The 25,181-nt window shown below is 73.4% G+C and carries 21 protein-coding genes; 12 read left to right on the top strand and 9 right to left on the bottom strand.

Annotated elements, in window-relative coordinates; genetic code table 11:
- Positions 1-17: 17 nt before the first annotated feature.
- Genes ACFQQL_RS15440 through ACFQQL_RS15430 form a run of 3 tightly spaced genes read right to left on the bottom strand, consistent with a single transcriptional unit; the run spans position 18 to position 5,778 of the window.
- The gene (locus ACFQQL_RS15440; protein ID WP_382395972.1) at positions 18-1,196 is read right to left on the bottom strand and encodes an acetate/propionate family kinase; all 1,179 of its coding nucleotides are present in this window, start codon (positions 1,194-1,196) and stop codon (positions 18-20) included.
- Complete coding sequence (gene pta, locus ACFQQL_RS15435) at positions 1,193-3,253, bottom strand: phosphate acetyltransferase (protein WP_382395970.1); 2,061 nt, start codon at positions 3,251-3,253, stop codon at positions 1,193-1,195. Before pta ends, ACFQQL_RS15440 begins: the two co-directional genes overlap by 4 nt.
- Positions 3,254-3,261: 8 nt before the next feature.
- On the bottom strand, positions 3,262-5,778 hold the full coding sequence (locus tag ACFQQL_RS15430) for a phosphoketolase family protein (protein ID WP_382396156.1): 2,517 nt from the start codon (positions 5,776-5,778) through the stop codon (positions 3,262-3,264).
- Positions 5,779-5,914: 136 nt separating this feature from the next.
- Between ACFQQL_RS15430 and ACFQQL_RS15425 the strand changes: the two genes are divergently transcribed.
- Positions 5,915-6,829 (top strand): SURF1 family protein, encoded by a 915-nt coding sequence (locus tag ACFQQL_RS15425; protein WP_382395968.1) that lies wholly within the window; start codon positions 5,915-5,917, stop codon positions 6,827-6,829.
- A 31-nt stretch (positions 6,830-6,860) separates the two neighbouring features.
- Here ACFQQL_RS15425 and ACFQQL_RS15420 read toward each other — a convergent pair whose 3' ends face one another.
- Together ACFQQL_RS15420 and ACFQQL_RS15415 are read right to left on the bottom strand one after the other, a co-directional pair.
- A complete protein-coding gene (locus ACFQQL_RS15420; protein ID WP_382395966.1) occupies positions 6,861-7,481 on the bottom strand; it encodes an SRPBCC domain-containing protein in 621 nt (206 codons plus the stop codon).
- A gap of 3 nt (positions 7,482-7,484) precedes the next feature.
- Positions 7,485-7,826 carry an ArsR/SmtB family transcription factor gene (locus ACFQQL_RS15415; RefSeq protein ID WP_382395964.1) on the bottom strand — a complete coding sequence of 114 codons (342 nt, stop codon included), beginning with the start codon at positions 7,824-7,826 and terminating at the stop codon, positions 7,485-7,487.
- 65 nt (positions 7,827-7,891) lie between these two features.
- On the opposite strand from ACFQQL_RS15415, the gene ACFQQL_RS15410 reads away from it, so the two are divergent.
- The gene (locus tag ACFQQL_RS15410) at positions 7,892-8,656 is read left to right on the top strand and encodes a TMEM164 family acyltransferase (protein WP_382395962.1); all 765 of its coding nucleotides are present in this window, start codon (positions 7,892-7,894) and stop codon (positions 8,654-8,656) included.
- Positions 8,657-8,674: 18 nt separating this feature from the next.
- Here ACFQQL_RS15410 and ACFQQL_RS15405 read toward each other — a convergent pair whose 3' ends face one another.
- On the bottom strand, positions 8,675-10,408 hold the full coding sequence (locus ACFQQL_RS15405) for an ABC transporter ATP-binding protein (protein WP_382395960.1): 1,734 nt from the start codon (positions 10,406-10,408) through the stop codon (positions 8,675-8,677).
- The gene (locus ACFQQL_RS15400) at positions 10,408-12,345 is read right to left on the bottom strand and encodes an ABC transporter ATP-binding protein (RefSeq protein ID WP_382395958.1); all 1,938 of its coding nucleotides are present in this window, start codon (positions 12,343-12,345) and stop codon (positions 10,408-10,410) included. The genes ACFQQL_RS15405 and ACFQQL_RS15400 overlap by 1 nt, the downstream gene beginning before the upstream one ends.
- A gap of 174 nt (positions 12,346-12,519) precedes the next feature.
- Between ACFQQL_RS15400 and ACFQQL_RS15395 the strand changes: the two genes are divergently transcribed.
- The 4 genes from ACFQQL_RS15395 (at position 12,520) to ACFQQL_RS15380 (ending at position 16,505) form a co-directional block, all read left to right on the top strand.
- Positions 12,520-12,924 carry a DUF3817 domain-containing protein gene (locus ACFQQL_RS15395; protein ID WP_382395956.1) on the top strand — a complete coding sequence of 135 codons (405 nt, stop codon included), beginning with the start codon at positions 12,520-12,522 and terminating at the stop codon, positions 12,922-12,924.
- Positions 12,925-13,072: 148 nt separating this feature from the next.
- Entirely contained in the window at positions 13,073-14,695 is a 1,623-nt protein-coding gene (guaA, locus tag ACFQQL_RS15390) for a glutamine-hydrolyzing GMP synthase (protein WP_382396155.1), read from the top strand.
- Positions 14,692-15,927, top strand: coding sequence for a glycosyltransferase family 4 protein (locus ACFQQL_RS15385; RefSeq protein WP_382395954.1), 1,236 nt, complete (start codon positions 14,692-14,694; stop codon positions 15,925-15,927). Before guaA ends, ACFQQL_RS15385 begins: the two co-directional genes overlap by 4 nt.
- A gap of 101 nt (positions 15,928-16,028) precedes the next feature.
- Entirely contained in the window at positions 16,029-16,505 is a 477-nt protein-coding gene (locus tag ACFQQL_RS15380; protein ID WP_382395952.1) for an aromatic ring-opening dioxygenase LigA, read from the top strand.
- Positions 16,506-16,512: 7 nt separating this feature from the next.
- On the opposite strand, the gene ACFQQL_RS15375 is transcribed toward ACFQQL_RS15380, so the two are convergent.
- Positions 16,513-17,079 (bottom strand): hypothetical protein, encoded by a 567-nt coding sequence (locus ACFQQL_RS15375; protein ID WP_382395950.1) that lies wholly within the window; start codon positions 17,077-17,079, stop codon positions 16,513-16,515.
- Positions 17,076-18,563, bottom strand: coding sequence for a PspC domain-containing protein (locus tag ACFQQL_RS15370; protein WP_382395948.1), 1,488 nt, complete (start codon positions 18,561-18,563; stop codon positions 17,076-17,078). The genes ACFQQL_RS15375 and ACFQQL_RS15370 overlap by 4 nt, the downstream gene beginning before the upstream one ends.
- A gap of 128 nt (positions 18,564-18,691) precedes the next feature.
- Here ACFQQL_RS15370 and ACFQQL_RS15365 point away from each other — a divergent pair, with 128 nt between their 5' ends.
- The 6 genes from ACFQQL_RS15365 (at position 18,692) to pcrA (ending at position 25,116) form a co-directional block, all read left to right on the top strand.
- Positions 18,692-19,906 (top strand): ATP-binding protein, encoded by a 1,215-nt coding sequence (locus tag ACFQQL_RS15365; protein WP_382395946.1) that lies wholly within the window; start codon positions 18,692-18,694, stop codon positions 19,904-19,906.
- Positions 19,903-20,595: a LuxR C-terminal-related transcriptional regulator gene (locus tag ACFQQL_RS15360; RefSeq protein ID WP_382395944.1), complete on the top strand. Its 693-nt coding sequence runs from the start codon at positions 19,903-19,905 to the stop codon at positions 20,593-20,595. Before ACFQQL_RS15365 ends, ACFQQL_RS15360 begins: the two co-directional genes overlap by 4 nt.
- Positions 20,596-20,654: 59 nt before the next feature.
- Complete coding sequence (locus tag ACFQQL_RS15355) at positions 20,655-20,996, top strand: hypothetical protein (protein WP_382395942.1); 342 nt, start codon at positions 20,655-20,657, stop codon at positions 20,994-20,996.
- Positions 20,997-20,999: 3 nt separating this feature from the next.
- Positions 21,000-21,482 (top strand): DUF456 domain-containing protein, encoded by a 483-nt coding sequence (locus tag ACFQQL_RS15350; RefSeq protein ID WP_382395940.1) that lies wholly within the window; start codon positions 21,000-21,002, stop codon positions 21,480-21,482.
- Entirely contained in the window at positions 21,479-22,339 is an 861-nt protein-coding gene (locus ACFQQL_RS15345) for a putative RNA methyltransferase (RefSeq protein ID WP_382395938.1), read from the top strand. The genes ACFQQL_RS15350 and ACFQQL_RS15345 overlap by 4 nt, the downstream gene beginning before the upstream one ends.
- Positions 22,340-22,482: 143 nt before the next feature.
- Positions 22,483-25,116 (top strand): DNA helicase PcrA, encoded by a 2,634-nt coding sequence (gene pcrA / locus ACFQQL_RS15340; RefSeq protein ID WP_382395936.1) that lies wholly within the window; start codon positions 22,483-22,485, stop codon positions 25,114-25,116.
- The last annotated feature ends 65 nt before the right edge of the window (positions 25,117-25,181 follow it).

The raw sequence follows: 25,181 nt of genomic DNA, 5'->3' as shown, positions 1-25,181 counted from the left end.
TCGATGCCGACCGGGGGCTACAGCAGCGAGACCGTCTGTCTGGCGATCTCGAGCTCCTCGTTGGTGGGCACCACCAGGACGGTGACGCCTCCGCCGTCGGGGGAGATCACCCGCTCCCCGCGGCCGCGCGACGCGTTGCGCCCGGGATCCACCCGGATCCCGAGGAAGGCGAGGCCGTCGGCGGCCAGCGCACGCATCCGGGCGTCGTTCTCGCCGACGCCCGCGGTGAAGGTCAACGCGTCGATGCCGCCCATGGCGGCCGCGTAGGCGCCCACGTACTTGCGGATCCGGTGCGCGTAGATCTCCAGCGCGAGCGCCGCCTGCGGGTCGCCGTCGTCGGCGAGGCGCCAGACCTCGCGCAGGTCGTTCTGCCCGGTGAGGCCCTTCAGGCCGGACCGTTTGTTGTACAGCTCGTCGATCTCGTCGACGCTCATGCCGGCGTTGCGGGCGAGGTGGAAGGTGACCGCCGGGTCGATGTCGCCGGTTCGGGTGCCCATCACGAGGCCCTCGAGCGGCGTGAGTCCCATCGAGGTCTCCACGGCACGGCCCGCGACGACGGCGGAGGCGGACGCCCCGTTGCCGAGGTGCAGCACCACCTGGCGTAGGTCCTCCCGGCCCAGCAGGTCGCTCACCCGGCCCGAGACGTACTGGTGGGAGGTCCCGTGCGCGCCGTACCGGCGGACCCGGTAGGTGGCCGCGACCTCGCGATCCAGCGCGTAGGTCGCCGCCGCGGCCGGCAGGTCGTGGAAGAACGCGGTGTCGAAGACCGCGACGTGCGGCACGTCCCGGAGCAGCTCGCGGGCCACCCGGATGCCGGTGAGGTTCGGCGGGTTGTGCAGCGGGGCGACGGGGGAGAGCCGGTCGATCTCCGCCTCGACCGCCCGGTCGATGACCACCGGGCCGTCGTACCGCTGCCCGCCCTGCACCACGCGGTGGCCGACGGCGACGACGCCCGCCTCGGCGAGCGAGGGGCCCGCCCGCTCGAACAGCTCCAGCACCCGGCGCAGCCCCTCGGCATGGTCGGGGACCGGGTCCGTCAGCTCCGTCGTCCCGTCGCCGGTCGTGTGGGCCACCCGCCCGGAGTCCTCGCCGATGCGCTCGACGATCCCGGACGCGAGCGCGTCGCCCGACTCCGGCTCCAGCAGCTTGTACTTGATCGAGGACGAGCCGGAGTTGATGACGAGGACCGTGCTCATGCGGTCTCCTGGGCCTGGATCGCGGTGATGGCGACCGTGTTGACGATGTCCTGGACGAGCGCCCCGCGGGAGAGGTCGTTCACCGGCTTGTTCAGGCCCTGCAGCACGGGACCGATGGCCACCGCGCCGGCCGTGCGCTGGACCGCCTTGTACGTGTTGTTGCCGGTGTTCAGGTCCGGGAACACGAACACCGTCGCGCGGCCCGCCACGTCCGAGCCCGGCAGCTTGGTGGCCGCGACCGAGGCGTCGACGGCCGCGTCGTACTGGATCGGTCCCTCGACGACGAGGCCGGTCCTGCGTTCCCGCACCAGCTCGGTGGCGGTGCGGACCTTGTCGACCTCCGCGCCGCTGCCCGAGGAGCCGGTCGAGTAGGACAGCATCGCCACCAGGGGCTCGACGCCGAAGCTCGCCGCGGTGCGTGCCGAGGAGACGGCGATGTCGGCCAGCTCCTCCGCCGTCGGCTCCGGCACCACGGCGCAGTCGCCGTAGACCAGGACCCGGTCCGCCAGGCACATGAAGAACACCGAGGACACGATCGAGGTGCCCGGGACGGTCTTGATGATCTCGAAGGACGGCCGGATGGTGTGGGCCGTGGTGTGCGCGGCGCCGGAGACCATGCCGTCCGCCAGGCCCGTGTGCACCATCATCGTGCCGAAGTAGGAGACGTCCTGGACCACCTCCCGGGCCCGCTCCACGCTCATGCCCTTGTGCGCCCGCAGGCGCGCGTACTCCTCGGCGAACGGGCCCAGGTGCTCCGAGGAGGTCGGGTCCAGCACGTCCGCTGCGTCGATGTCGAGGCCGAGCTCGGCCGCCCGGGCGCGTACCTGGGTCGGGTTGCCCAGCAGGGTCAGGTCGGCGACGTGCCGGGACAGGAGGGTGGAGGCCGCTCGCAGGATTCGGTCGTCGTCACCCTCCGGCAGCACGATCCGGCGCCGGTCCGCCCGTGCTCGTTCGATCAGTTGCGACTCGAACATCAGCGGCGTGACGACGTCGGAGGCCGGGACGTCGAGCGCGGTCAGCAGGTGGTCGGTGTCGATGTGCTCCTCGAAGAGGGCCAGCGCGATGTCCCGCTTGCGTTGCGTGCCGCGGGAGAACGCGCCCCGGGTGCGCGCCACCAGCGAGGACGTCGGATAGGTGTCGTGCCGGGTGGCGATGATCGGCAGCCGCTGGCCCAGGCCGTCGACCATCCGCAGCACCTGCTGCGGTGGGGCGAACCCGCCGTTCAGGACGATTCCGGCGAGCGTCGGGTACTCCTCGGACGCGTGCGCGGCGACGAGCGTGACCAGCACCTCCGGCCGGTCCGCCGCGGCGATGCACAGCTGGCCGTCGCGGAGCCGCTCGAGGATGTGCTCGGTGTTCATCCCCGCCACCAGCATGTGCTCGGCCTCGCGGTCGAGCAGCGCCTCGTCACCCAGCAGGAGCTCGCCCTCGAGCTGGGCCATGACGTCGCGCACGGTCGGCGCGGAGAGCACCGGGACCTCCGGCAGCGCCCAAGCCGCGAAGCCGTCCGCCCGGAGTCGCGCGGAGACCGCCGCGGTCCGGTCGGGGTCCGCCCGGTTGACGACCACCCCGACCGTGGCGGCGTGCTCGTGGGCGATCTCGGCCACGGACGCCTCGGTGACGCGGGCGATCTCATCGTCGGTGCGGTCCACGCCGGAGACCACCAGGAGCACGGGCGCGCCGAGGTTCGCGGCCACCCGGGCGTTGAACGCCAGCTCGGCGGGCGAGGCGACGTCGGTGTAGTCCGAGCCCACCACGATCGTGACCTCGTGCTCCCGGGCGTGCGCCTGGTACCGCTCGACGATCGTGCTCATCGCTCGCTCGGCGTCGGCATGCACGTCGTCGTAGGTCACCGCGATGGCGTCCTCGTACCGGCCGTCGGCGCCCTGCTCGAGCAGCAGGTCCACCACGGAGTCGCGTTCGTCGCGACTGCGGGTGACGGGCCGGAAGACCCCCACGCTCTCCACCCGCCGGGCGAAGAGATGCACCAGCCCGAGGGCGACGGCGGACTTGCCGGTGTGCCCCTCGGAGGAGGCGACGTAGATGCTGCGTGCCACGGACGGCGCTACTCGTTGTCGGCGCCGGTGGCCTGCGAAGCGTTCGGCCCGCCGCGCTCGGTGCCCGTCTCACCGACGTCCGGCCAGACCCAGTCCCGGACCTCGGGGATGTCCTCGCCGTGCTCGCGGGTGTACTGCCGGGCGGTGAGCCGGGCGTCGATCATGCGCTGCTTGAGCGGCCCGTACCGCTCGATGAGGCCCGGCGTGCGGTCGAGCACGTCGATGACGAGGTGGTACCGGTCCAGGTCGTTGAGCATGACCATGTCGAACGGCGTCGTCGTCGTGCCCTCCTCCTTGTAGCCGCGCACGTGCAGGTTCCCGTGCCCGTTGCGTCGGTAGGTGAGCCGGTGGATCAGCCACGGGTAGCCGTGGTAGGCGAAGATGATCGGCTTGTCCGTGGTGAAGATCGCGTCGAAGTCGGAGTGGGAGAGCCCGTGCGGGTGCTCCTTCTCGTCCTGCAGCCGCATGAGGTCGACCACGTTGACCACCCGGACCTTCAGGTCCGGGATCTCTCGGCGCAGGATGTCCGCCGCGGCGAGCGTCTCCAGCGTGGGCACGTCACCGGCGCAGGCGAGGACCACGTCCGGCTCCTCACCGGGGCGCTCCGTGCCCGCCCACTCCCAGATGCCCAGGCCCCGGGTGCAGTGCTTGGTCGCCTCGTCCACGTCCAGCAGGCTCGGGCCCGGCTGCTTGCCGGCCACGACCACGTTGACGTACTGCCGCGAGGTGAGCACGTGGTCGAAGGTGGACAGCAGCGTGTTGGTGTCCGGCGGCAGGTAGACGCGGACGATCTCGGCCTTCTTGTTGACCACGTGGTCGATGAACCCCGGGTCCTGGTGGGAGAAACCGTTGTGGTCCTGGCGCCAGACGTGCGAGGAGAGCAGGTAGTTCAGCGAGGCCAGCGGGCGGCGCCACGGGATGTGGTTGGTGACCTTCAGCCACTTGGCGTGCTGGTTGAACATCGAGTCGACGATGTGGATGAACGCCTCGTAGGAGCTCATCAGCCCGTGCCGGCCGGTCAGCAGGTACCCCTCGAGCCAGCCCTGGCACTGGTGCTCGGAGAGCACCTCCATGACGCGGCCCACCCGGGCCAGGTGGTCCTCCTCGTCCGCGGGCAGGTAGCCGGCGTTCCACTGCTTGTCGGTGGCGTCGTAGACGGCCTGCAGCCGGTTCGACGCGGTCTCGTCCGGACCGAAGATCCGGAAGTTGTCCGGGTTGAGGCGGATGACCTCACGGAGGAACTCGCCGAGGATCCGGGTGGCCTCCTTGACCGGCGCGCCGGGCGTGCGGACGTCGACGGCGAAGTCCCGCCAGTCGGGCATGCGGAGGTCCTTGAGCAGCAGGCCGCCGTTGGTGTGCGGGTTGGCGCTCATCCGCAGGTGCCCCGGCGGGGCCAGCGCCGCGATCGAGGGCTCCAGCCTGCCGGTCGCGTCGAAGAGCTCCTCCGCGCGGTAGCTGCGCAGCCAGTCCTCGAGGTCGTGCAGGTGCTCGTCGGTGTCGCGGGCGCTCGCGAGCGGGACCTGGTGGGACCGCCAGTGGTTCTCGGTGATCTTCCCGTCGATCGTCTTCGGACCGGTCCAGCCCTTCGGGGTGCGGAAGACGATCATGGGCCAGCGCGGGCGCTCGGCGTCCGGATCGCCTCCCTGCTCGGCGGCACGGGTCTTGATCTCGGCGATCTCGTCCAGCACGGTGTCGAGCAGCTCGGCGAAGCGCCGGTGGGTCTCGGTCGGGTCTTCGTTGTCGAACCCGCCGACGAAGAAGTGCGGGTTGTGCCCGTACCCGCGCATGAGGTCGGCGAGCTCGTCGTCGGGGATGCGGGCCAGCACGGTGGGGTTGGCGATCTTGTACCCGTTGAGGTGCAGGATCGGCAGGACCACGCCGTCGCGGGCCGGGTTGACCCACTTGTTGGAGTGCCAGGAGGTGGCCAGCGGCCCGGTCTCGGCCTCGCCGTCGCCGACGACGGTGAACGCGAGCAGGTCCGGGTTGTCGAAGACCGCGCCGTAGGCGTGGGAGAGGGCGTAGCCGAGCTCGCCGCCCTCGTGGATCGATCCGGGTGTCTCCGGCGCCACGTGCGAGGGGATGCCGCCCGGGAAGGAGAACTGGCGGAACAGCCGCCGCATGCCCTCCTCGTCCTGGGTGATGTCCGGGTAGGTCTCGGAGTAGGTGCCCTCGAGGTAGGTGTTCGCCACGAGCCCGGGGCCGCCGTGGCCGGGCCCGGTGAGGTAGAAGGCGTTCAGCTCCCGCTCGAGGATGGCGCGGTTGGCATGGGCGTAGAGGAAGTTCAGGCCCGGCGTGGTGCCCCAGTGCCCGAGCAGGCGGGGCTTGACGTCGTCCGGGGTCAGCTCACGGCGCAGCAGCGGGTTGTCCAGGAGGTAGATCTGGCCGACCGAGAGGTAGTTGGCGGCGCGCCACCAGGCGTCGATCTGCTCCAGGGTCGCCTCGTCCAGCGGCTCGGCTCCCACCTCGGAGCGCGTGCGCCAGACGGTACCGGTCGGCGTGGAGGATGGGGACGTCGTCGTGGTCATGCCTGCCTCCTCGGAGTCGTCGTCCTCGACCGACGGCACCCGGCCACCGGGACGAGGCGTACGGGTCTCAGTCTGGCCCATCTCCGGCGTCGTCGGCAGGGCGAACGCGATGGTCACCGGCACGTAACCTTGGCACGTGACGTCCACCGACACCTCGCGGCGGCAGCTGGACGGCACCCGGCTCGACTACCTCCGGGCCGCCGTGACGCCTCGGATGATCGGGCTCCTGGTGCTCCTGCTGGCGGCGGCCCTGGTGTGCGTCCGGCTCGGGGCGTGGCAGCTGGAGCGGGCCAGCCTCCGGGGTGAGGAACGGGCGATCGACGCGCACCAGGCCGTGCTGGACCGCGAGACGGCACCGGTCGAGGACGTGCTCGCGCCGCAGACCACGTTCATGGCCGAGCACCTCGGCGTCCCGGTCGAGGTCACCGGCGCCTACCGGCAGGACGGCGAGGTACGGCAGGTCTACGTCCCCGGCCGGACCATCGCGGGCCAGGACGCCGTCCTGGTGGTCACGGCGCTGTGGGTGACCGACGGACCGCACGCCGGCGCCATGATGCCGGTGCTGCGGGGCTGGGTGCCGCCCTCCGCCGTCGGGCTGGAGGACGGCGGACCCGGGCCGGCGGGCCCGGTCGACGTGGAGGTCGCCGAGCGGCTGGCCGTGCCCGACGGCGAGGTCACCGTGACCGGCTGGCTCAAGGACAGCGAGCTCGCCCGGCCGGCGGACGGCCCGGGGAACACGGTCGCCTCGATCAGCTCCGGCGAGCTCGCCGGGTTGTGGGGCGGCCCGACGTGGAGTGGGTACGTCGTCGAGTTCGACGAGGCCGGGACGACGGCGGACGGTCGTCCGGACCGCTCCGCCGCCTCGCCGACCGGGCTGCGGCATGCGCCGCCGCCCGGCATGGCCGAGGACACCGGCTTCAACCTCCAGAACCTCGCCTACGCGATCGAGTGGGTGATCTTCGGCGGGTTCGCGCTCGCCCTGTGGGTCCGCATGCTGCGCGACGACGTGCGGCACCGCCGGGAGGACGCCGAGCTGGCCGCGGACGGCTGAGGGGCGGGCGCGGTTCGTCCGGCGCTCCCGGTCAGGACGAGAGCATCGCGGCGTACCGCGGACCCAGGTGCGCGGTACGGTCCTTGACCCGCTGGGCGACGACCGCGGCCGCCTGCTCGGTCGGGCTCGTCGGACCCTCGTCCAGCAGGTCGGCGAGCTCGTCGAGGCAGACGTGCCAGCCCGTCGCCGTGTCGGAGCTGTCGCCGCCGGAGGCGTCGGGAGCCTCGGAGCCGCCGAGCCAGGTGGTGAAGGTCAGCCGGGTGCCCTCCTCGGCGGGCTCGAGCTCGAAGCGGAGCAGGTCGGTCAGGTCGGCGCGGCCGTCCACGCCCCACGTGAGCTCGAACGTCCGGGGCGGGTCCCAGACGCGAAGCTCGCCGGCCGAGACGTGGTCGTCCGGGTCGACGCCCATCGCCTCGACCGCCTCGGTCGTCTCGGCCTGCTCCAGGGCCTCGGGCCAGAAGGGAAGGTCGAGGTGCGCTCCGGGGACCCGGTCACCGACGATGTCCGCCGGGAACCAGTGGCGCAGGTCCTCCGACTCGGTCAGGGCACGCCAGACCCGCTCGGGCGGATGCTTCAGAAGTCGTACGTAGCGAAGGCCCGTCCGGTTGCCGTCGCGGATCACCTCGCCCAGCGGGCCGGTCGTCGCGGTCATCACTCAGTCATCCTCGGTGTCGGGTCGTTCCGGGCTGTCGAGCCGATCGAGATGCCGCTCGAGGGCATCGAGCCGATCCGCCCACGCGCGCCGATACGGCGCCAGCCACTCGTCCAGGTCACGCAGTCGCTCGGGTCTCATCCGGTAGTGCCGGCGGGGCCCGTCGACGCGGGCGCGCACCAGGTCGGCCTCGCCGAGCACGCGCAGGTGCTTGGACACGTTCGGCTGAGCGGATCCCAGGGCGTCGGCCAGCTCGCCCACGCCCATCTCGCGCCGCCGGAGCAGGTCGAGGATCCGCCGGCGGGTCGGGTCGGCGATCACGGCGAAGACGTCGCGAGTGGCCACGCACCCAATATGCCACTGCCGGCATATGCGTGACAAGGAATACGTGCGGCCGCTAGGTTTCCGCTGTGACCGTGACGCTGTTCGGGCCGGGATGGTTCGTCGTGCTGCTCGCCGTGGCGGCCGTCGGCGTGCTCGCCCACCTGGTGCTGCGGGGGCGCACGATGGGGCGGCGCCGTCGGGGCCTGGCGGTCCTTGCCGGCGTGGACGTGCTGGCGTCGGTGGTCTTCCACGTCGCCTACCTGACCGACCCGGACGTCCACTTCCCGCTGTGGCAGAACCTCCCGCTGCACCTGTGCACGATCGTCTCCTACCTGGTGCTGCCGGCCGTGCTCACCACGTACCGGCCCGTCCAGACGCTGTGCTTCTTCCCCGGCGCCGTCGCCGGACTGCTGGCGTGCTTCTCGGCCGCGCCGATGTACTTCGGTCACGACCTGCTCTCCGCGAAGACCTGCTTCTTCGTGGCGCACCTGCTGAACTTCGTCATCCCGGTGCTCATGGCGTCGCTGGGGCTCTACCGGCCCACGTACGCCGACGCGGCGCGGGCGGTGCTGTACGCCGTCGTGCTCGGGCTCACCGTGCTGCCGGTCACTCTCCTGCTGCGCGCGGTGGCCGACCCGGGGGCCAACTACATGTTCGTCTTCGACCCCGAGGGCGCCGCGCTGCTCGAGGCTTTCCACCGGCTCGTCCCCGTGCCGGTGCTCTACCTCGTCCCGCTGATCGTCGCCGTGCTGCCGGTGTTCGTCCTGCAGGTGTGGGTCTACCGCCGCGCCGCCGGCGTGCGGACCGCGGCGCCTTCCGCGCCCGGCTCGCTCACGCCGGCCGCAGGTTGAGCAGGTCGGCTCGCGCCGCTACTCCTGCTGCCAGGACTGCCAGAGCGCCGCGTACTCCTTGCCGGCGGCGACCAGCTCCTCGTGCGGCCCCAGCTCGACGATCCGGCCGTCCTCGACCACGGCGACGCGGTCGGCGTCGTGCGCCGTGTGCAGCCGGTGCGCGATCGCGACGACGGTCCGGCCGGAGAGCACCGCGGACAGCGACCGCTCCAGGTGCCGGGCGGCGCGCGGGTCGAGCAGCGACGTCGCCTCGTCCAGCACGAGCGTGTGCGGGTCGAGCAGGACCAGCCGGGCGAGCGCGACCTGCTGCGCCTGGGCGGGGGAGAGCTCGTACCCGCCGGAGCCGACCTCGGTCTCCAGGCCGTTCTCGAGCCGGTCCACCCACTCCAGGGCGTCGACGGCGGCCAGCGCCCGCCGCATGCGCACCTCGTCCGCGTCGGTGTCCGCGAGTCGCAGGTTGTCCGCGAGCGTGCCGACGAAGACGTGGTGCTCCTGGGTCACGAGCGCCACGTGCGAGCGCAGATCCTCCTCCGGCAGGTCGACCAGTGGGACCTCGCCCACCGTCACCCGGCCGCCCGTGGGCGGGTGGATGCCGGCGAGCATGCGGCCCAGCGTCGACTTGCCCGCGCCGGAGGGGCCCACGACGGCGAGCCGCTCACCCGGTGTCAGGTCGAGGTCGACGTCGTGCAGCACGTCCATCCCCTCGCGGTAGGCGTAGCGCACCTGGCGGGCCTCGACGTGCTCGTCCTGCGGCTCCGCTCCGGAGGGCCGGCGGTCGGGCTCGACGAGGCCGACGCCGAAGATCCGGGACAGGCTCGCCAGGGCCACCTGGAGCTCGTCCACCCAGAAGAGCAGCTCGTCCACGGACGGACGCACCTGCATCGCGTACAGCGCGACCGTGGTGACGGCGCCGATGGTCGTCCAACCCGCGTCGACCAGGAAGGCACCCCACACCAGCGTGGCGGCGATCGGCAGCGTGAACGCCACCCCCAGCCAGAAGAACAGGCTCAGCCGCATCTTCAGCGTGACGACCTCGGTGCCCCATGTCTGGGCGGCGACCTCGTCGGTGCGCACCCGGCGCCGCCGTCCGAGGCCGAGCGCGTCCACGGTGGCGGCGTGCTCGACCGACTCGGTCAGCACCCCGTTGAGCCGGGCGTACTCCTCGGAGTTGCGCAGGTAGGCGGGCGTGGCGACCTTGAGGTACCGGCGGGTCGCCAGGACGAGCAGCGGCACGCCGACGACCATCGCGATCGCCGTCATGGGCGAGGCCAGCACCGCCGCGATGAGCGTCAGCAGGATCGTCGCGGTGAGGACGAGCACCCGGGGCACGCCGAACCGCAGCATCCACTGCACCCGGTCGACGTCGTTGGTGGTGCGGCCCAGCAGGTCGCCGGTGCCGGCGCGTTCGACGGTGGACAGCGGCAGGTGGGTCACGGTGCCCAGGAACTCCTCGCGGAGCTGGGCGAAGACCTCCTCGCCGAGGATCATCGCGTCCCGGTGGGCGAAGCGGATCACGAGGGCCTGCACCACCACGACCGCGACGAGGACGATGCCGAGGCGGTTGACGAACGCCGCGGTGGTCCCGCTCGAGACGGCGTCGACGAGGTCACCGAGCAGCCACGGCACGGCGAGCGCGCCGACGGCGGCCAGCGCCTGCAGCGCGACGACGCGGGTCAGCTTGCCGCTGTGCTGGCGCAGCAGCGCGAAGGACCGCGTGCGCACCGTGCGGGCGTCTGCGACGGGCAGCTGCATCAGCGCACCTCCTGGACGGTCTCGACGGTCGGGTCGGGGCTGGGGGCGGACGGGGCGCCGTCCGTGGCGGCGGTCTGCCGCGTGACGACGGCGTGGTACGCCGCCGCGTCCAGGTCGCCCGCGTTCGCCCGGTCGAGCAGCTCGCGGTGCGGACCGCGGGCGCGCTCGCGGCCGCCGTCGAGGAACACCACCTCGTCGGCGTGCTCGAGGACGAGCGGGGACGCGGTGACGACCACGGTGGTCCGGCCGCGCCGGTGGCGGGCGAGCCGCCCGGCGATGCGCGCCTCGGTGTGCGCGTCGACGGCGCTCGTCGGCTCGATGAGCACCAGCGTCTCCGGCTCGGTGAGCAGCGCCCGCGCGAGCGCGACCCGCTGCCGCTGTCCGCCGGAGAGCGAGCGGCCCTTCTCGGTGATCTCGCCGTCCAGGCCCTCGCGCATGGAGGTCAGCACGTCGTGCGCGTCGGCGACGTCGAGGGCGCGGTACAGCGCCGCCTCGTCACCGCGGTCCCGCACGTCGAGCTCGTCCCGGAGCCGGCCGGTGAACAGCTGCGGCGTCGCGGACGCGACGACGATGCGGCGTCGTACCTCGGCGAGCGGCATCGCGGTCAGCGGGACGTCGCCGTAGCGGACCTCGCCGTCACCGTCGTCGAAACGGCCGAGCCGGGTGGCCAGGGCGGCGGAGTCCTCGGGCCGGCCCGAGACGATCGCCGTCATGCGACCCGGGCGGATCGTCACACCGGTGCTGCCGTCCACGAGCACCGGCGGGAGCGACGGACCCTCGCCCGCGGGTTCCTCGACGCCCGGCTCCTCGTCGGCCGCCTCCGACTCGGCGATGCTGCCCGCGGTGGGCGGGACGCTCAGCACGGCGATGACCTTGCGTGCGCCCACCCGTGCGCGGGTGAGCATCTGCATGAACTGCGTGGCGGCCTGCAGCGGCATGGACAGGAATGCGGTGTACCCGTAGAAGGCCACGAGCTGCCCGGGGGTGATCTCGCCGGTGAGTGCCAGGCGAGCGCCGAACCAGACCACGCCGGCCACGAAGAGACCCGGCAGCAGGACCTGCATGGCCTGCAGCACCGAGGACATCGCCGCGACGCCGACACCCGCCTGCCGGACGCGCTGGGACTGCTCGGCGTACCGCCCGGCGAAGACGTCCTCGCCGCCGATGCCGCGCAGCACGCGCAGCCCGGAGACGGTGTCCGAGCCGAGCGTGGTCAGCCGGCCGGAGGCCTCCCGGTGCGTGGCTTGCCGGGTGTGCAGCGGCTTGACGAGGAGGGCGAGGACCGCCGTCGTGACGGGCAGGCCGATGAGGATGGCCAGGCCGAGCGTGGTCGACTGCTGGAGCACCAGCACCGCCACCACGACGTAGGCGACGACGGACCCGGCGAGGCGGGGGAAGACCTCCATCATGTTGCCGATGTGGAACGCGTCCGACGCCACCGTGGAGACGACCTCGCCGGTGGGCAGCTCGTCGGAGATCGCGTCGCCGGTGCGCGTCACGTGGTGGCCCACGAGGCGTGAGGTCCGGAACGACCCGTGCAGCCAGGCGGCGACGTCGCCGACGTGCCCGAGCGCGCTCGCGACCGCGCCGAGCAGCCCGACGGCGAGCAGCCATCCGACCGTGACGAACAGCTCGCGGGAGAGGCCCTGGGACAGTCCTTCGTCCAGTGCGACGCCCAGCAGGTAGGGCACCGCCGCGAGCGTCGCGGCGCCGATGATGGCGAACACGACGGAGAAGACGAGGACGGACGCCTCACGCCGGACCAGCCAGCCGAGGAAGGCGGTCGGACGCGTCAGCGGGGGGTGTCCAGGGTGCCCCTGGAGCGGCGTGAGCACGACAGGGAAGAGTACGCGGCGCGGGCGCGCGCGAACCACGGAATTACGGGCCCCGTGCCCGGCCGTCGTCGGCGCCTGGACCGGTGTCTCGGTGAGCGTCATGCGCCCACCTTGCAACCTCAACATTAGTTGAGGTCAAGCGGTTCGTTCGGCACGGGGCCGGGGTGGGGCCGAGCCACGGGCGAGCCACGGGCCGAGGCCGGCCGCACGGCGCCGGTGGCGGCACCGGTCCCACGGTCTGGGAGACTGAGGGCCGATCCAGCAGGAAGGAGCACCGTGAGCACGGACAGCGCAGCCGGCGACCCCGGCGCGGCGGTCGCCGAGAAGGAACGACGGGCGCGGAACGGCTTCCGCGCGTACCAGGTCCTGGCGTTCGTCACGGGCGGCATGCTGCTCCTGCTCTGCGTGGAGATGCTGCTCAAGTACGTCCTGCGTGCGGACGGCGTCGTCGCGTACCTGGAGTGGGTGCCCTTCGTCCACGGGTGGATCTACGTCATCTACCTGGCGACCGTCTTCAACCTCTGGTCGATCATGCGGTGGAGCTTCGGGCGCGTCGTCGTCCTCGTCGCGGGCGGCGTCGTGCCGGTGCTGTCCTTCGTCATGGAGCGGCGCGCGGAACGCTGGTTCGCGGCCGACCTGCCGCCCCTCCTCGAGCGCGCGGCTCGCCTGCGCGGCTCCTGACCCGGACGGCGCGCGTGACGTGCGCGACAGGCAGCGTTCGAGCCGGTCCGGGGCCGATATCCTGCCTCGGGTGAGCACCTCAGAGCCGGCTGTCCCGCCCGCCGACCGCGCTGCCCAGGCGCCCGCCGAGGGCGACGTCGAGAGCCCGATCGAGACCGTCGTCGCCGCCGAGGCCGAGCCGTCGCCGCACACGCCCCGGCCCGTCCTCGTGGTCGACTACGGCGCGCAGTACGCCCAGCTCATCGCCCGCCGCGTCCGCGAGGCGAGCGTGTACTCCGAGATCGTGCCCCACTCGATGCCGGTCGAGCAGATGCTGGCCAAGGACCCGGCGGCCATCATCCTCTCGGGCGGGCCCTCCTCGGTGTACGAGGACGGGGCGCCGAGCACCGACCCGGCCCTCTTCGACGCCGGGGTGCCCGTCCTCGGCATCTGCTACGGCTTCCAGTCCATGGCGCAGGCACTCGGAGGCACGGTGGCCCGGACGGGCACCCGCGAGTACGGCGGCACGATCGTCGACGTCGCGCCGGGTGCCTCGGACGGTGCGCTGCTCGGCGGCTCGCCCGTGAAGCAGACCGTGTGGATGTCCCACGGCGACTCGGTGCACGCGGCCCCGGACGGCTTCACCGTGCTCGCCACCTCGGACGGCTCGCCGGTGGCGGCGTTCGAGGACCGCCGTCGTCGCCTCTACGGGATGCAGTGGCACCCCGAGGTCAAGCACTCGGTGCTCGGCCAGGAAGCCCTCGAGCGGTTCCTCTACGACGGTGCCGGTCTCCGGCCCGACTGGACCCCCGGGAACGTCATCGCCGAGCAGGTCGAGGCGATCCGCGAGGTCGTCGGGCAGGACCGCGTCATCTGCGCACTCTCCGGCGGGGTCGACTCCTCGGTCGCCGCCGCCCTGGTGCAGAAGGCCATCGGTGACCAGCTGACCTGCGTCTTCGTCGATCACGGGCTGCTGCGGGCCGGCGAGGCCGAGCAGGTCGAGCAGGACTTCGTGGCCGCGACCGGCGTCAACCTCAAGGTGGTGGACGCCTCCGAGACGTTCCTCGCGGCCCTGCAGGGGGTGACCGACCCGGAGGCCAAGCGGAAGATCATCGGCCGCGAGTTCATCCGGACCTTCGAGCAGGCGGCCCGCGAGGTCGTCGCCGAGGCCGACGCGGAGGGCACCACCGTCGGAGGTGCCGTGAAGTTCCTCGTCCAGGGCACCCTCTACCCCGACGTGGTGGAGTCCGGCGGCGGCGAGGGCGCGGCCAACATCAAGAGCCACCACAACGTGGGCGGGCTGCCGGAGGACCTGCATTTCGAGCTTATCGAGCCGCTGCGGACGCTGTTCAAGGACGAGGTCCGGGCCGTCGGGCTCGAGCTCGGGGTTCCCGAGGGGATCGTGTGGCGTCAGCCCTTCCCCGGGCCGGGCCTGGGGATCCGCATCATCGGCGAGGTCACCCGCGAGCGCCTCGAGGTGCTGCGCGCCGCCGACGCGATCGCCCGCGAGGAACTCACGAAGGCCGGGCTCGACCGCGACATCTGGCAGTGCCCGGTGGTGCTCCTCGCCGACGTCCGCTCGGTGGGCGTGCAGGGCGACGGTCGTACCTACGGCCATCCCGTGGTGCTGCGGCCGGTCAGCTCCGAGGACGCGATGACCGCGGACTGGTCACGTCTCCCGTACGACGTGCTCGCCACCATCTCCAACCGGATCACCAACGCCGTGCCCGAGGTGAACCGGGTGGTCCTCGACGTCACGTCGAAGCCGCCGGGCACCATCGAGTGGGAGTGACGGACGGCAGTACCGCCGGGCCGGCGACACCGCCGGCCGGGCAGGCGCGTGCCGGCCGCGTGGTGCACGTCTCGGACTGCTTCCCGCCCCGGGTCGGCGGGATCGAGAGCCAGGTCCACGATCTCGCCGCCGCCCAGGCGCGTGCCGGCTACGACGTCCACGTCCTCACCGCGACGGCGGACCCGGCGCTGCCCGGTGGCGGCCGCCGCGCCGTGACCACCACCGGCGACGGCGTCACCGTCCACCGCTTCGCATCCGCCGTGACGCTCGGGCTGCCGTTCCACCCGCTCGAGGACGTGCTGCTCCCGCCGGTGCTGCGGGAGTTGGGACCGGACGTCGTGCACGTGCACGCCGGCGTGGTCTCGCCGTTCGCGTACGCCGGAGCCCGGGCGGCCAGGCGCCTGCAGCTGCCGCTGGCGATCACCTGGCACTGCATGCTCGACGGCGTCGCCCCGCTGTACCGCGCCGGCGCACGGCTGGCCGGCTGGGATCGTGCCGACCTCGCGCCGAGCGCCGTCTCCGGCGTCGCCGCGCGCCGTGTCGCCGATGTCCTCGCGGCCGACGACGTCGCCGTGGTCCCCAACGGGCTCGACGTCGCGAGCTGGGTCACGCAGTCCGTACGGGCGTCCCTCCCGCCGGACGGACCGTTGCGCGTCGTGGCCACGCAGCGACTGGCGCCCCGCAAGCGCGTCCTGCCGCTCGTGCAGGTGATCTCGCGGGTCCACGAGCGCCTCGACCGCGACGGCGCGGGCCGTCCGCGCGTGCACCTCGAGCTCATCGGGTCCGGGCCGCTGGAGCGCGTGGCCCGGGCCGAGGTGGCGCGCCGGGGGCTCGAGGAGGTCGTCACGGTCGCCGGCCGGCTGCCGCGCACCGAGCTCGCCGGGCGGTACGCCCGCGAGCACGTCTTCCTCGCACCGGCGCGGCTCGAGGCCTTCGGCATCGCGGCGCTCGAGGCCCGCGCGGCCGGCCTCGCCGTGGTGGCCGGACGCGGGACCGGGATCAGCCAGTTCGTCACGGACGGCGTCGACGGGCTGCTCACGCCGGACCGCGCCGACGGGCTCGGCGACACCGCGGCCGACGTCGAGCTCGCGGATGCGCTCGTCCGCCTGGCCACCGAGGACGGCCTGCTGGCCGGGATCCTCGAGCACAACCGGGCCGTCCCGCCGCGGGCGGACTGGTCCGACGTGATCGCCGCCGCGGCCGGCCTGTACGCCGCTGCCCGCCAGGGCTGACCTGGCGCCGGGATCTCGGGACAGACAGCAGGGGTGGTGCCAGGCTGGTGCCGTGCACCGCCCGGTACCGAGCGCCGGCGGTCCTGGAGGGGAGACGTCCTATGCAGAGCAGCACCGCACGATTCGCCGGGGGCCTGTCCGTCCTCGCCGGTGTCATCTTCATCGTCGCCGGCGTCGCGACCTGGTTCCTCGTCACCACCAACCTGAGCGAGCAGAGGATCACCGTCGCCGAGGACGCGTCATTCCTCGCCGGCGACGACGTGAACGGCCCGTTCTCGGCCTTCGCCCAGGCGCAGGTCATCAACGAGCACGCGCTCGCCGCGACCGACGGTCGCACCTACGCCGAGCTGGGCGCGGACGTGGCGGCGGCCGAGGAGGCCGGGGACACCGCGCTCGCCGAGGAGCTGCAGCAGCAGCGCACCACCGTCATGAACGCCTCGTTCCTTCGCGCGTCCCTGTTCACGTCGGTGCTGGCCTACGGTGTCTGCGCGCTGGTGGCCGGGCTCGGGGTCCTGCTGCTCCTGATCGGCGGCGGGCTGAGGTCCCTGGCCGGCGCGAGGGTCCCGCTGACGGAGTGACGGCGCGCTACCGTGCCCGATCGCCACGCTGCAGCAGCGGCGTGACGAGCAGGCCGACGGCCGCGACGACGAGCAGCACCGCGATCGCCAGCTGCAGGTCGAGTCGGTAGCCGATCGCCGTGACGATGGCGCCCACGCCGATCAGGACGAGCACGATGCCGAGGACGACGGTGCCGGTCCGCGTTCGGCGGGGCTCCTCCTGGTCGGCGACGGTGGCGGCCGACCAGACCGGGGCTGCCGAGGCCGCGCCCTCGCCCTGCGCCGTGCCGTCGTGCCCCACCCGCGGCCCCCGTGCTGCGTCCGTGGTGGCCGGAGCCGGCTCGGCCGGTGGCATCGGCGTGGTCGCGCCCGCGGCGAGCGGGGTGGTCGGGCCTTCGGTGGTGGGCAGCGGAGTGGTCGCGCCCGTGGCGAGGGGTGCGGTCGGCGGCTCCTCGCCGGGCCCGGCCGTACCGTGCGGCTCGGTGTGCCGGTCGCTGGGCTGCTCACTGGGCTGCTCGTCGTGCGGCTCACCGGGCGTGACCGGCTCGCGGCGCTCGTCGCCGGGGCGTTGCGCGCCCGTGGGGTTCTCGCTCACTGCTCCTCCTGGATGGAAATCGTCCCGAACCCGACCTTGAGGTCGACGACCAGCTCGGGCCGGCCGTCCTGCGCCTCGGGCGAGAGGTAGGTGCCCTGGACCGAGCCGCCCTGTTCGAACAGCCTCGGCAGGCTCCCGTCGTCCGGCGCGCCGGCCCTCTGGGCGGGGCCGGACCATCCGCCGCCGGTGTCACCGACGACCTGCCCACCGCCCAGCTCGACGTCGACGAGGACGGCTGCGCCGTCGGGGACGACCAGCCGGGCGCTGCCGGCACCGACGTTGACCGGCACCGAGACGGGCCCTCCGCCCGGCTGTCCGGCGCGGTCGAGCTCGGTCAGGTCGACGACCAGGTCACCTCCGGCCAGAGAGAATCCGTCCCGGGCGTTGCCGGCCGTGACCGGCTCGAAACGCTGCGCCCCGAACGCCGCCCCGGAGGTTCCCCGCCAGTCGGCGGTCACCTCTGCCGGGGCCACGGTGGCCGTGACGGTCCACGGGGCCACGGCGAGGGCGAGCAGCACGCCGAGCACGGCCAGCCCGCGGCCGCGTCGACCGCGCAGACCGCTGACCGCGACGCCGGCACCGAGCGCGACGAGCATCGCGCCGGTGACCAGGAGACCGGCGAGCCAGAGTCCCTCCGGGCCACCGGTGACGGGGGCGATCCGGTCCCACACCACCAGGGCGGCCGCCAGCAGGAGGCACGCCGCCAGCACGACGGCGACCGTCGCCCGCCCGGGGCCCGGTACCACCGGCTTCCGCGGGGGCGGAGGCGGCGCGGTGGGGGAGGGGGCGGCGCTGTATGCCACCCGCCCGTAAGCGGTCTCGCCGGCCCCCTCGGGTGCCTGCGCGGGCGTCGGCCCGCCGCCACTCCCGGGAACCGCCGTCGCGACGGGCCCGTCCTGGCCGGCCGCGCGGCTCTCCGAGGCGCCCGCGCCGGCGGCCGGCGTGGCGTGCGGTTCGGCCGGCTGGGGCCCGGCCGCGTCCCGGCGGTCCCGCCGACGGATGAGGACCGCCAGCAGCAGGGCCGCCAGCGCGGTGACGACGAGGGTCGGGAGGAACCACTCGATCCAGTAGCCGTCCTCGTCCCACCAGAAGATGGGCCGGGCGAGCCCGATGATGAGGAAGACCGCGGCACCCGCGAGGGCGCCGTCGACGTTGCCGCGCAGGGCCTCCTGGAGGTGGATCCGGCCGTCCCGCTCCTCGGGCAGCAGCGCCCAGCCGAGGCCGTACAGCAGCACGCCGAGGCCGCCGAAGAACGTCATGACGACGAGGACGCCGCGCACCAGCAGCGGGTCGATGTCGAGCCGGCGGGCCAGCCCTCCGGCGACGCCGCCGAACCAGCGTGGCTCGGTGCGCCGGAGGCCGGTCCGGCGGAGCGAGTCGAAGAACGACGCCGCCGGTGGGGCCGAGGTCGTGCTGTGCTGGCCGCCGGGCGTGCCGGGCGGCGGTGTCTCGGGCCGCTCGTCGCGACCGCTGCTCGTGCTCATGCCACCAGGAAACTCCCCCGCGGACCTCTCCCACCATGGGGGAGCACCCTGGTCCGACCCTGAAAGGTGCGCGCGCAGACCCCGGTTTCGGCCCTGGGACGCCGATCCGGGACACCGGACGTGTGACGATGACACCCGTGACCGCCTCCGCCGCGCCCGTCACGGGCCGCCTCCCGCTGCGCCGCCCCCGCCGGGGCAGGCGCATCGCCGGCGTGTGCGCGGGCGTCGCGGCCCATCTGGGGCTGCCCGTGCGGTGGGTGCGCGCCGGCTTCGCGGTCTCGGCCCTCCTCGTGGTCGGGCTCCTGATGTACCTGTGGCTGTGGGTCACCGTGCCGGTGGGCGACCCCTCGGAGGCGGGCCGCCCGACCGCGCTCGGCAGGCTCGCCCCACGCCTGCGTGACAACCGCACGGGCTCCGTCACCCGCGACGTGGTGCTCGCCGTCGTGCTGCTCCTCATCGCGGTCCAGCTGCTGGTCTGGCGTGTCGTCGACGGCGGCTCGTGGCTGCTGCCCGCCCTGCTCGTCGCCGCCGGAGCTGCGCTCGCCTGGGGACAGCTCGCCGCGGCCGCCCGCGGTCAGTCCACCCGGGGCACGGTCATGGTCCGGGTGGTGGCCGGGGTGCTGCTGGCCGTCATCGGCGCGCTGCTCGTCGTCGCGCCCGGGCGGTCCTTCGTCGAGATGGTCGAGGCGACGCTGGCGGGCATGGCGGTGGTCGCGGGGGTCGCCGTCGTGCTGGCGCCGCTGCTGCTGCGGCTGGTGCGTGAGCTGGGCTCCGAGCGGGAGGCCCGCGCGCGGGAGTCCGAGCGGGCCGACATCGCCGCCCATCTCCACGACTCCGTGCTGCAGACGCTGGCGCTGATCCGTGCCCGGTCCGGTGACGACGACGTCGGTCGCCTGGCCCGCGCGCAGGAGCGGGAGCTGCGCCAGTGGCTGTACACCGACCGCCCGGAGCCGGGGAGCTCGACGGCGGAGGTCGTCCGGCGGGTGGCCGCCGAGGTCGAGGACGTCCGCGGGGTGCCGATCGACGTAGTGACCGCCGGCGACGCCGTGCCCGACCCCGGCACGGAGACCCTCTCCGCCGCGACCCGCGAGGCGCTCACCAACGCGGTCGTGCACGGGCGCGCGCCGGTGAGCCTGTACGTCGAGGTGACGCCCGACGGGACGGAGGTCTTCGTCCGTGACCGCGGCGACGGCTTCGAGCTCGACGCCGTGCCCGAGGACCGGCACGGCGTACGACGGTCGATCATCGACCGCATGGAGCGGCACGGCGGCCGGGCCACCGTACGCTCGACCGACTCCGGCACCGAGGTCCACCTCGTCATGCCACGAAAGGGGCAGTCATGACCGAGACACCGTCCGTGCCCACCCCCGGGCAGACGATCCGGGTGCTCATCGTCGACGACCACGCCCTCGTCCGCAGCGGCGTGCGCGCCGAGCTCGCGCGGCACGCGGCGGACCTGGAGGTCGTCGGTGAGGCCGAGGACGTCGAGGGCGCCATCGCGGCCGTACGCGCGCTGCGCCCGGACGTGGTGCTCCTCGACGTCCACCTGCCGGGAGGCCGCGGGGCCGGTGGCGCCGAGGTGGTGGCCGCGTGCGCGCCCGAGCTGCCGGGCACCCGCTTCCTGGCCCTGTCCGTCTCCGACGCGAGCGAGGACGTCGTTGCGGTGATCCGCGCCGGGGCCCGCGGTTACGTCACCAAGGCGATCAGCGCGCCCGAGCTGGCCGGCGCCGTGCGGCGGGTGGCGGCCGGGGACGCGGCCTTCTCGCCCCGGCTCGCCGGGTTCGTCCTGGACGCGTTCGGCACCGGCGCGGGGGACATCGCCGTGCACGACGACGAGCTGGACCGGCTCACCGCACGGGAGCGGGAGGTCATGCGGCTCATCGCCCGCGGCTACACGTACAAGGAGGTCGCCTCCGAGCTGTTCATCTCGATCAAGACGGTCGAGACCCACGTCTCGGCGGTGCTGCGCAAGCTCCAGCTCTCCTCGCGGCACGAGCTCACCCGCTGGGCCGCCGACCGGCGGCTGCTGTGACGCCCCGTGCCGCCGGCGGCCTGTCCGGGGCACCGGCTCCGCGTCCCTAGAGTGGAGCCATGAGCATCCTCATGGGCATCCTGCTCGTCCTGCACATGGTCGGCTGGGCGATCGTTCTCGGCGCCGCCGTCACCAACATGCGTGAGCCCCGCCTCCCGAAGGGCGTGACGCACGGGGCAGGCACGGCCGTCGTCGCCGGGATCCTCATGGTCGGCGTGGCCGAGATGTCGGGCTGGGAGCTCAGCTACGCCTGGGTGACCGTCAAGCTTCTCGTCGGCCTGACGATCCTCGGGCTGAGCATCTACGGCTCGCACAACCCGGAGAAGGTGAGCCGGGGCTTCCTGGGCGCCGTTGCCGGGCTCACCGTCCTCAACATCGCCGTCGCGGTCCTGTGGGGATGAGCGGTGTCGCCCCTCGCTGAGGTCCTCGTCGGCGTCGCCGTCCTCGTGGGGCTGGTCGGCGCCGTCGTGCAGATCTATCCCGGCAGCCTCATCGTCATGCTCGCCGTCGCGACCTGGGGGATCGTGACCGGCGGGACGGTCGGCTGGGTCGTCACCGTGGTCGCCGTCGTCTCGGTGCTCGTCGCCGCAGTGGCGAAGTACCTCTACGCGGGGAAGTACCTGCAGGCGGCCGGCGTGCCCAACCGCACGCTGCTGGTCGGCGGGGTGCTCGGCGTCGTCGGGTTCTTCGTCGTGCCGGTCGTGGGCCTCCCGCTGGGGTTCGTCCTCGGGGTCTTCCTGTCCGAGCTGCAACGACTGCGGGTGCGGGACGCGGCGTGGCGGGCGACCGTCAGCGCCCTCAAGGCCACCGGCCTGACGATCCTCATCGAGCTTGCCGGGGCGATGCTCGCCACCGGCGCCTGGGTCGTCGGCCTGCTGCTGACGTGAGCCAGGACGGGCCGGCGGTGGCCGGGCGGAACCACGCGCTCGGTCTGGTCGTCGACCGACTCGCCTGCCCGGTCTGCCGCGCGGGTCTCGGGCTCGACGGCGGCGCCCTCGCCTGCCCGGCAGGTCACCGGTTCGACGTCGCACGCCAGGGTTACGTCACCCTGCTCGCCGGCCGCCGGGTCTTCGCCGGCGACGACGCCGCCATGGTGGGCGCGCGCGAGGCCTTCCTGCGGCGGGGCCACTACGCGCCGCTGGCACGAGCGGTGCGCGAGGCGGTGGGGGACGTGACCGGCCTGTGCGTCGACCTCGCGGGCGGGACCGGGTACTACCTCAGCGCCGTCGTGCGGGACCGGCCAGGGCTCGTGGGCCTCGACCTCGACGCCTCGACGCCGGCGTTGCGGCGTGCCGCCCGGGCGCACGAGCGCGTGGCGGCGGTCGGTGCGGACGTGTGGCGGCCGCTGCCGGTCCGGGACGGCGCGGCCGACGCCGTGCTCTCGGTGTTCGGGCCGCGCAACGTGCCGGAGATCCGCCGCATCCTCGCCCCGGCGGGCCGGTTCGTCATGGTGACGCCGACGCCCGACCACCTCCGTGAGCTCGTCGACGCCCTCGGCCTGGTGCGGGTGGACCCGGACAAGGAGCGCCGGCTCGCCGCGCAGCTGACCGACCTCGAGCTCGAGCGGGAGGACCGGGTCGAGTACCGCGCGCCGATGACCCGTGCGGACGTCCGTGACGAGGTGGCCATGGGCCCGAGCGCGCACCACGTGGCGCCGGAGACGCTCGACGCCGCGCTCGCAGACCTGCCGGAGCCGGTGGACGTCACCGTTGCCGTCACCGTCCGCACCTTCCGGACCTGGTGACGCCGTCGGCACCAGGTTCTCCCGAATTTGTCACCGGATCCGGTGGCGGTCTCGGGAGAGCTTGGTGCCTCGGTCCTCTGGTGCTCGGCGTGGGCCGGTGGCGGGGCATCGACGTCGGTGGTGGCGCCTAGCATGGAAGGACGATGCTCTCGCTCTTCGACAACCTGCCGCTGCCGGGCGCCGGGGGCGCCGACGTGCAGCAACCGTTGCCCGCCGTCGTCCCGCCCCGCGACGAGGACAAGCCGGTCGACGACCCGGTCGCCCGGGCCCGTCGTCGCGCCGGCGGCGCGGCCGCGACCGACGCGGAGCCCGCGGAGGCGCAGGAGCCGGCCGCCCGGTACGGCATCGACCCGGAGGCGCTGCTGGAGGGCCTCAACCCGCAGCAGCGTGCGGCCGTGGAGCACACCAGCGGTCCGTTGCTCATCGTGGCCGGGGCCGGGTCCGGCAAGACCAGGGTGCTCACCCACCGGATCGCGTACCTGCTGGCCACGGGTCAGGCGCGGCCCGGCGAGATCCTGGCGATCACCTTCACGAACAAGGCCGCGGCGGAGATGCGGGAACGGGTCACCGACCTGGTCGGCCCGTCCGCGCAGCGCATGTGGGTCTCGACGTTCCACTCCGCGTGCGTGCGGATCCTGCGCCGCGAGCACGACGCGCTCGGCCTGCGCTCGTCGTTCTCCATCTACGACGCGGCCGACTCCCAGCGGCTGATGACCCTGGTGTGCCGGCAGCTGGACCTGGACCCGAAGCGCTACCCGCCGAAGGTGTTCGCGCGGAAGGTCTCGGACCTGAAGAACGAGCTGGTGGATCCGGAGGACTTCGCGGGCCAGGTGTCGGGCACGAACTCCTTCGACGCGCATCTCGCTGACGCCTACCGCATGTACCAGGAGCGCCTCCGGCAGGCGCACGCGCTGGACTTCGACGACCTCATCATGACCACGGTGCACCTGCTCCAGGCGTTCCCGGCGGTCGCCGAGCACTACCGCCGCCGCTTCCGCCACGTGCTGGTGGACGAGTACCAGGACACGAACCACGCGCAGTACGTCCTGGTGCGCGAGCTGGCCGGTGTCGACGACCGCAAGCGAGGGACGAGCGGCGGGGGCGGAGACGCCGACGGCAACACCGGCCCCGACCTCCCGCCCGCCCAGCTCACGGTCGTCGGTGACGCCGACCAGTCGATCTACGCGTTCCGCGGCGCGACCATCCGGAACATCCTCGAGTTCGAGGAGGACTACCCGGAGGCGACGACGATCCTGCTGGAGCAGAACTATCGCTCCACCCAGACGATCCTCGACGCCGCCAACGCCGTCATCTCTCGCAACGCCGGCCGCAAGGCGAAGAACCTGTGGACCGACGCGGGCGACGGACCCCGGATCGTGGGCTACGTCGCCGACTCGGAGCACGAGGAGGCGCGGTTCATCGCCGAGGAGATCGACCGGCTCGGCGACGAGCGCGGCGTGCGACCCGGCGATGTGGCCGTCTTCTACCGCACCAACGCCCAGTCCCGGTCCATGGAGGAGGTGCTGGTGCGGGCGGGCATCCCCTACAAGGTGGTCGGCGGCACGCGCTTCTACGAGCGCCGGGAGATCAAGGACGCCATCGCCTACCTGCGGTCGGTCGCCAACCCCGACGACGCGGTCAACATCCGTCGCATCCTCAACGTGCCCAAGCGCGGCCTGGGTGACCGGGCCGAGGCGGTCCTCGCCGAGCACGCGGAGAAGCACCGCGTCTCCTTCGGGCAGGCGATCGCGCACGCCGCCGCCGAGGGGGAGGAGCGGGACGCCGTCCCGGAGGTCATCGGGCTGGCCACCCGCGCCCGCACGCAGGTGACGGCGTTCCACGCGCTCCTGACCGAGCTGCGGGACATGGAGTCGGCCGGTGCCACGCCCGCCGAGATCCTCGACGCCGCCCTCGACCGGTCCGGCTACCTCGCCGAGCTGCGTGCCTCCGACGACCCGCAGGACGCGACCCGCGTCGAGAACCTCGCCGAGCTGCACGCCGTGGCGGCGGAGTTCCGCGACACCGACCCGGAGGGTGGGCTCGGGGACTTCCTGGAACGGGTCTCGCTGGTGGCCGACACCGACCAGATCCCCGACACCGACGCCGGTCAGGTCACGCTCATGACGGTGCACACGGCCAAGGGGCTGGAGTTCCCGGTGGTGTTCGTCACCGGCATGGAGGACGGCACGTTCCCGCACCAGCGGTCCCTCACCGAGGAGGACGAGCTCTCCGAGGAACGACGCCTGGCCTACGTGGCGCTGACCCGTGCGCGGCAGCGGCTGTACGTCTCCCGCGCGGCCGTCCGCACCGCGTTCGGGATGCCGCACGAGCTGCCGGCGTCCCGGTTCCTCGAGGACATCCCGGCGGACCTCGTGGAGTGGCGCCGCCGGGAGTCGTCCATGGAGACGCTGCGCCGTCCCGGGCCGCGCGGGGCCGGCGGCTACCGCCGCGGCAGCGCCACCTCGTGGGGCGATCGGGACGGCGGCCGGGTCATCGGCGCGGGCAGACCACCCGCCCGCACCGGCCGGCTCGGGGAACGGACCGACTCGGCGGCGGACCGGACGCGGGCAGCCGTCGGCGCCGCCGCGAAGACCGGTGCGACGAAGCCCGAGGGCATCGGGCTGGACATCGGGGACAGGGTCACCCACGACTCCTACGGTCTCGGCACCGTGGTGGGGCTCGAGGGTGCCGGCTCGTCCGCCGTCGCGAAGATCGATTTCGGCGGTGGCGGGGTCAAGCGTCTGCTGCTGCGCTACTCGCCGGTGACCAAGCTCTGACGTCTTCGTCCCGCTGACCCGCGTGCCTGCGCGGAAAATCCGTGCTGACTGCCTAGCCTCGTGAC

The organism is Georgenia alba (assembly GCF_042665525.1).
Classification (GTDB): Bacteria; Actinomycetota; Actinomycetes; order Actinomycetales; family Actinomycetaceae; genus Allobogoriella; species Allobogoriella alba.
This window is presented reverse-complemented; position numbering and strand designations above follow the sequence as displayed.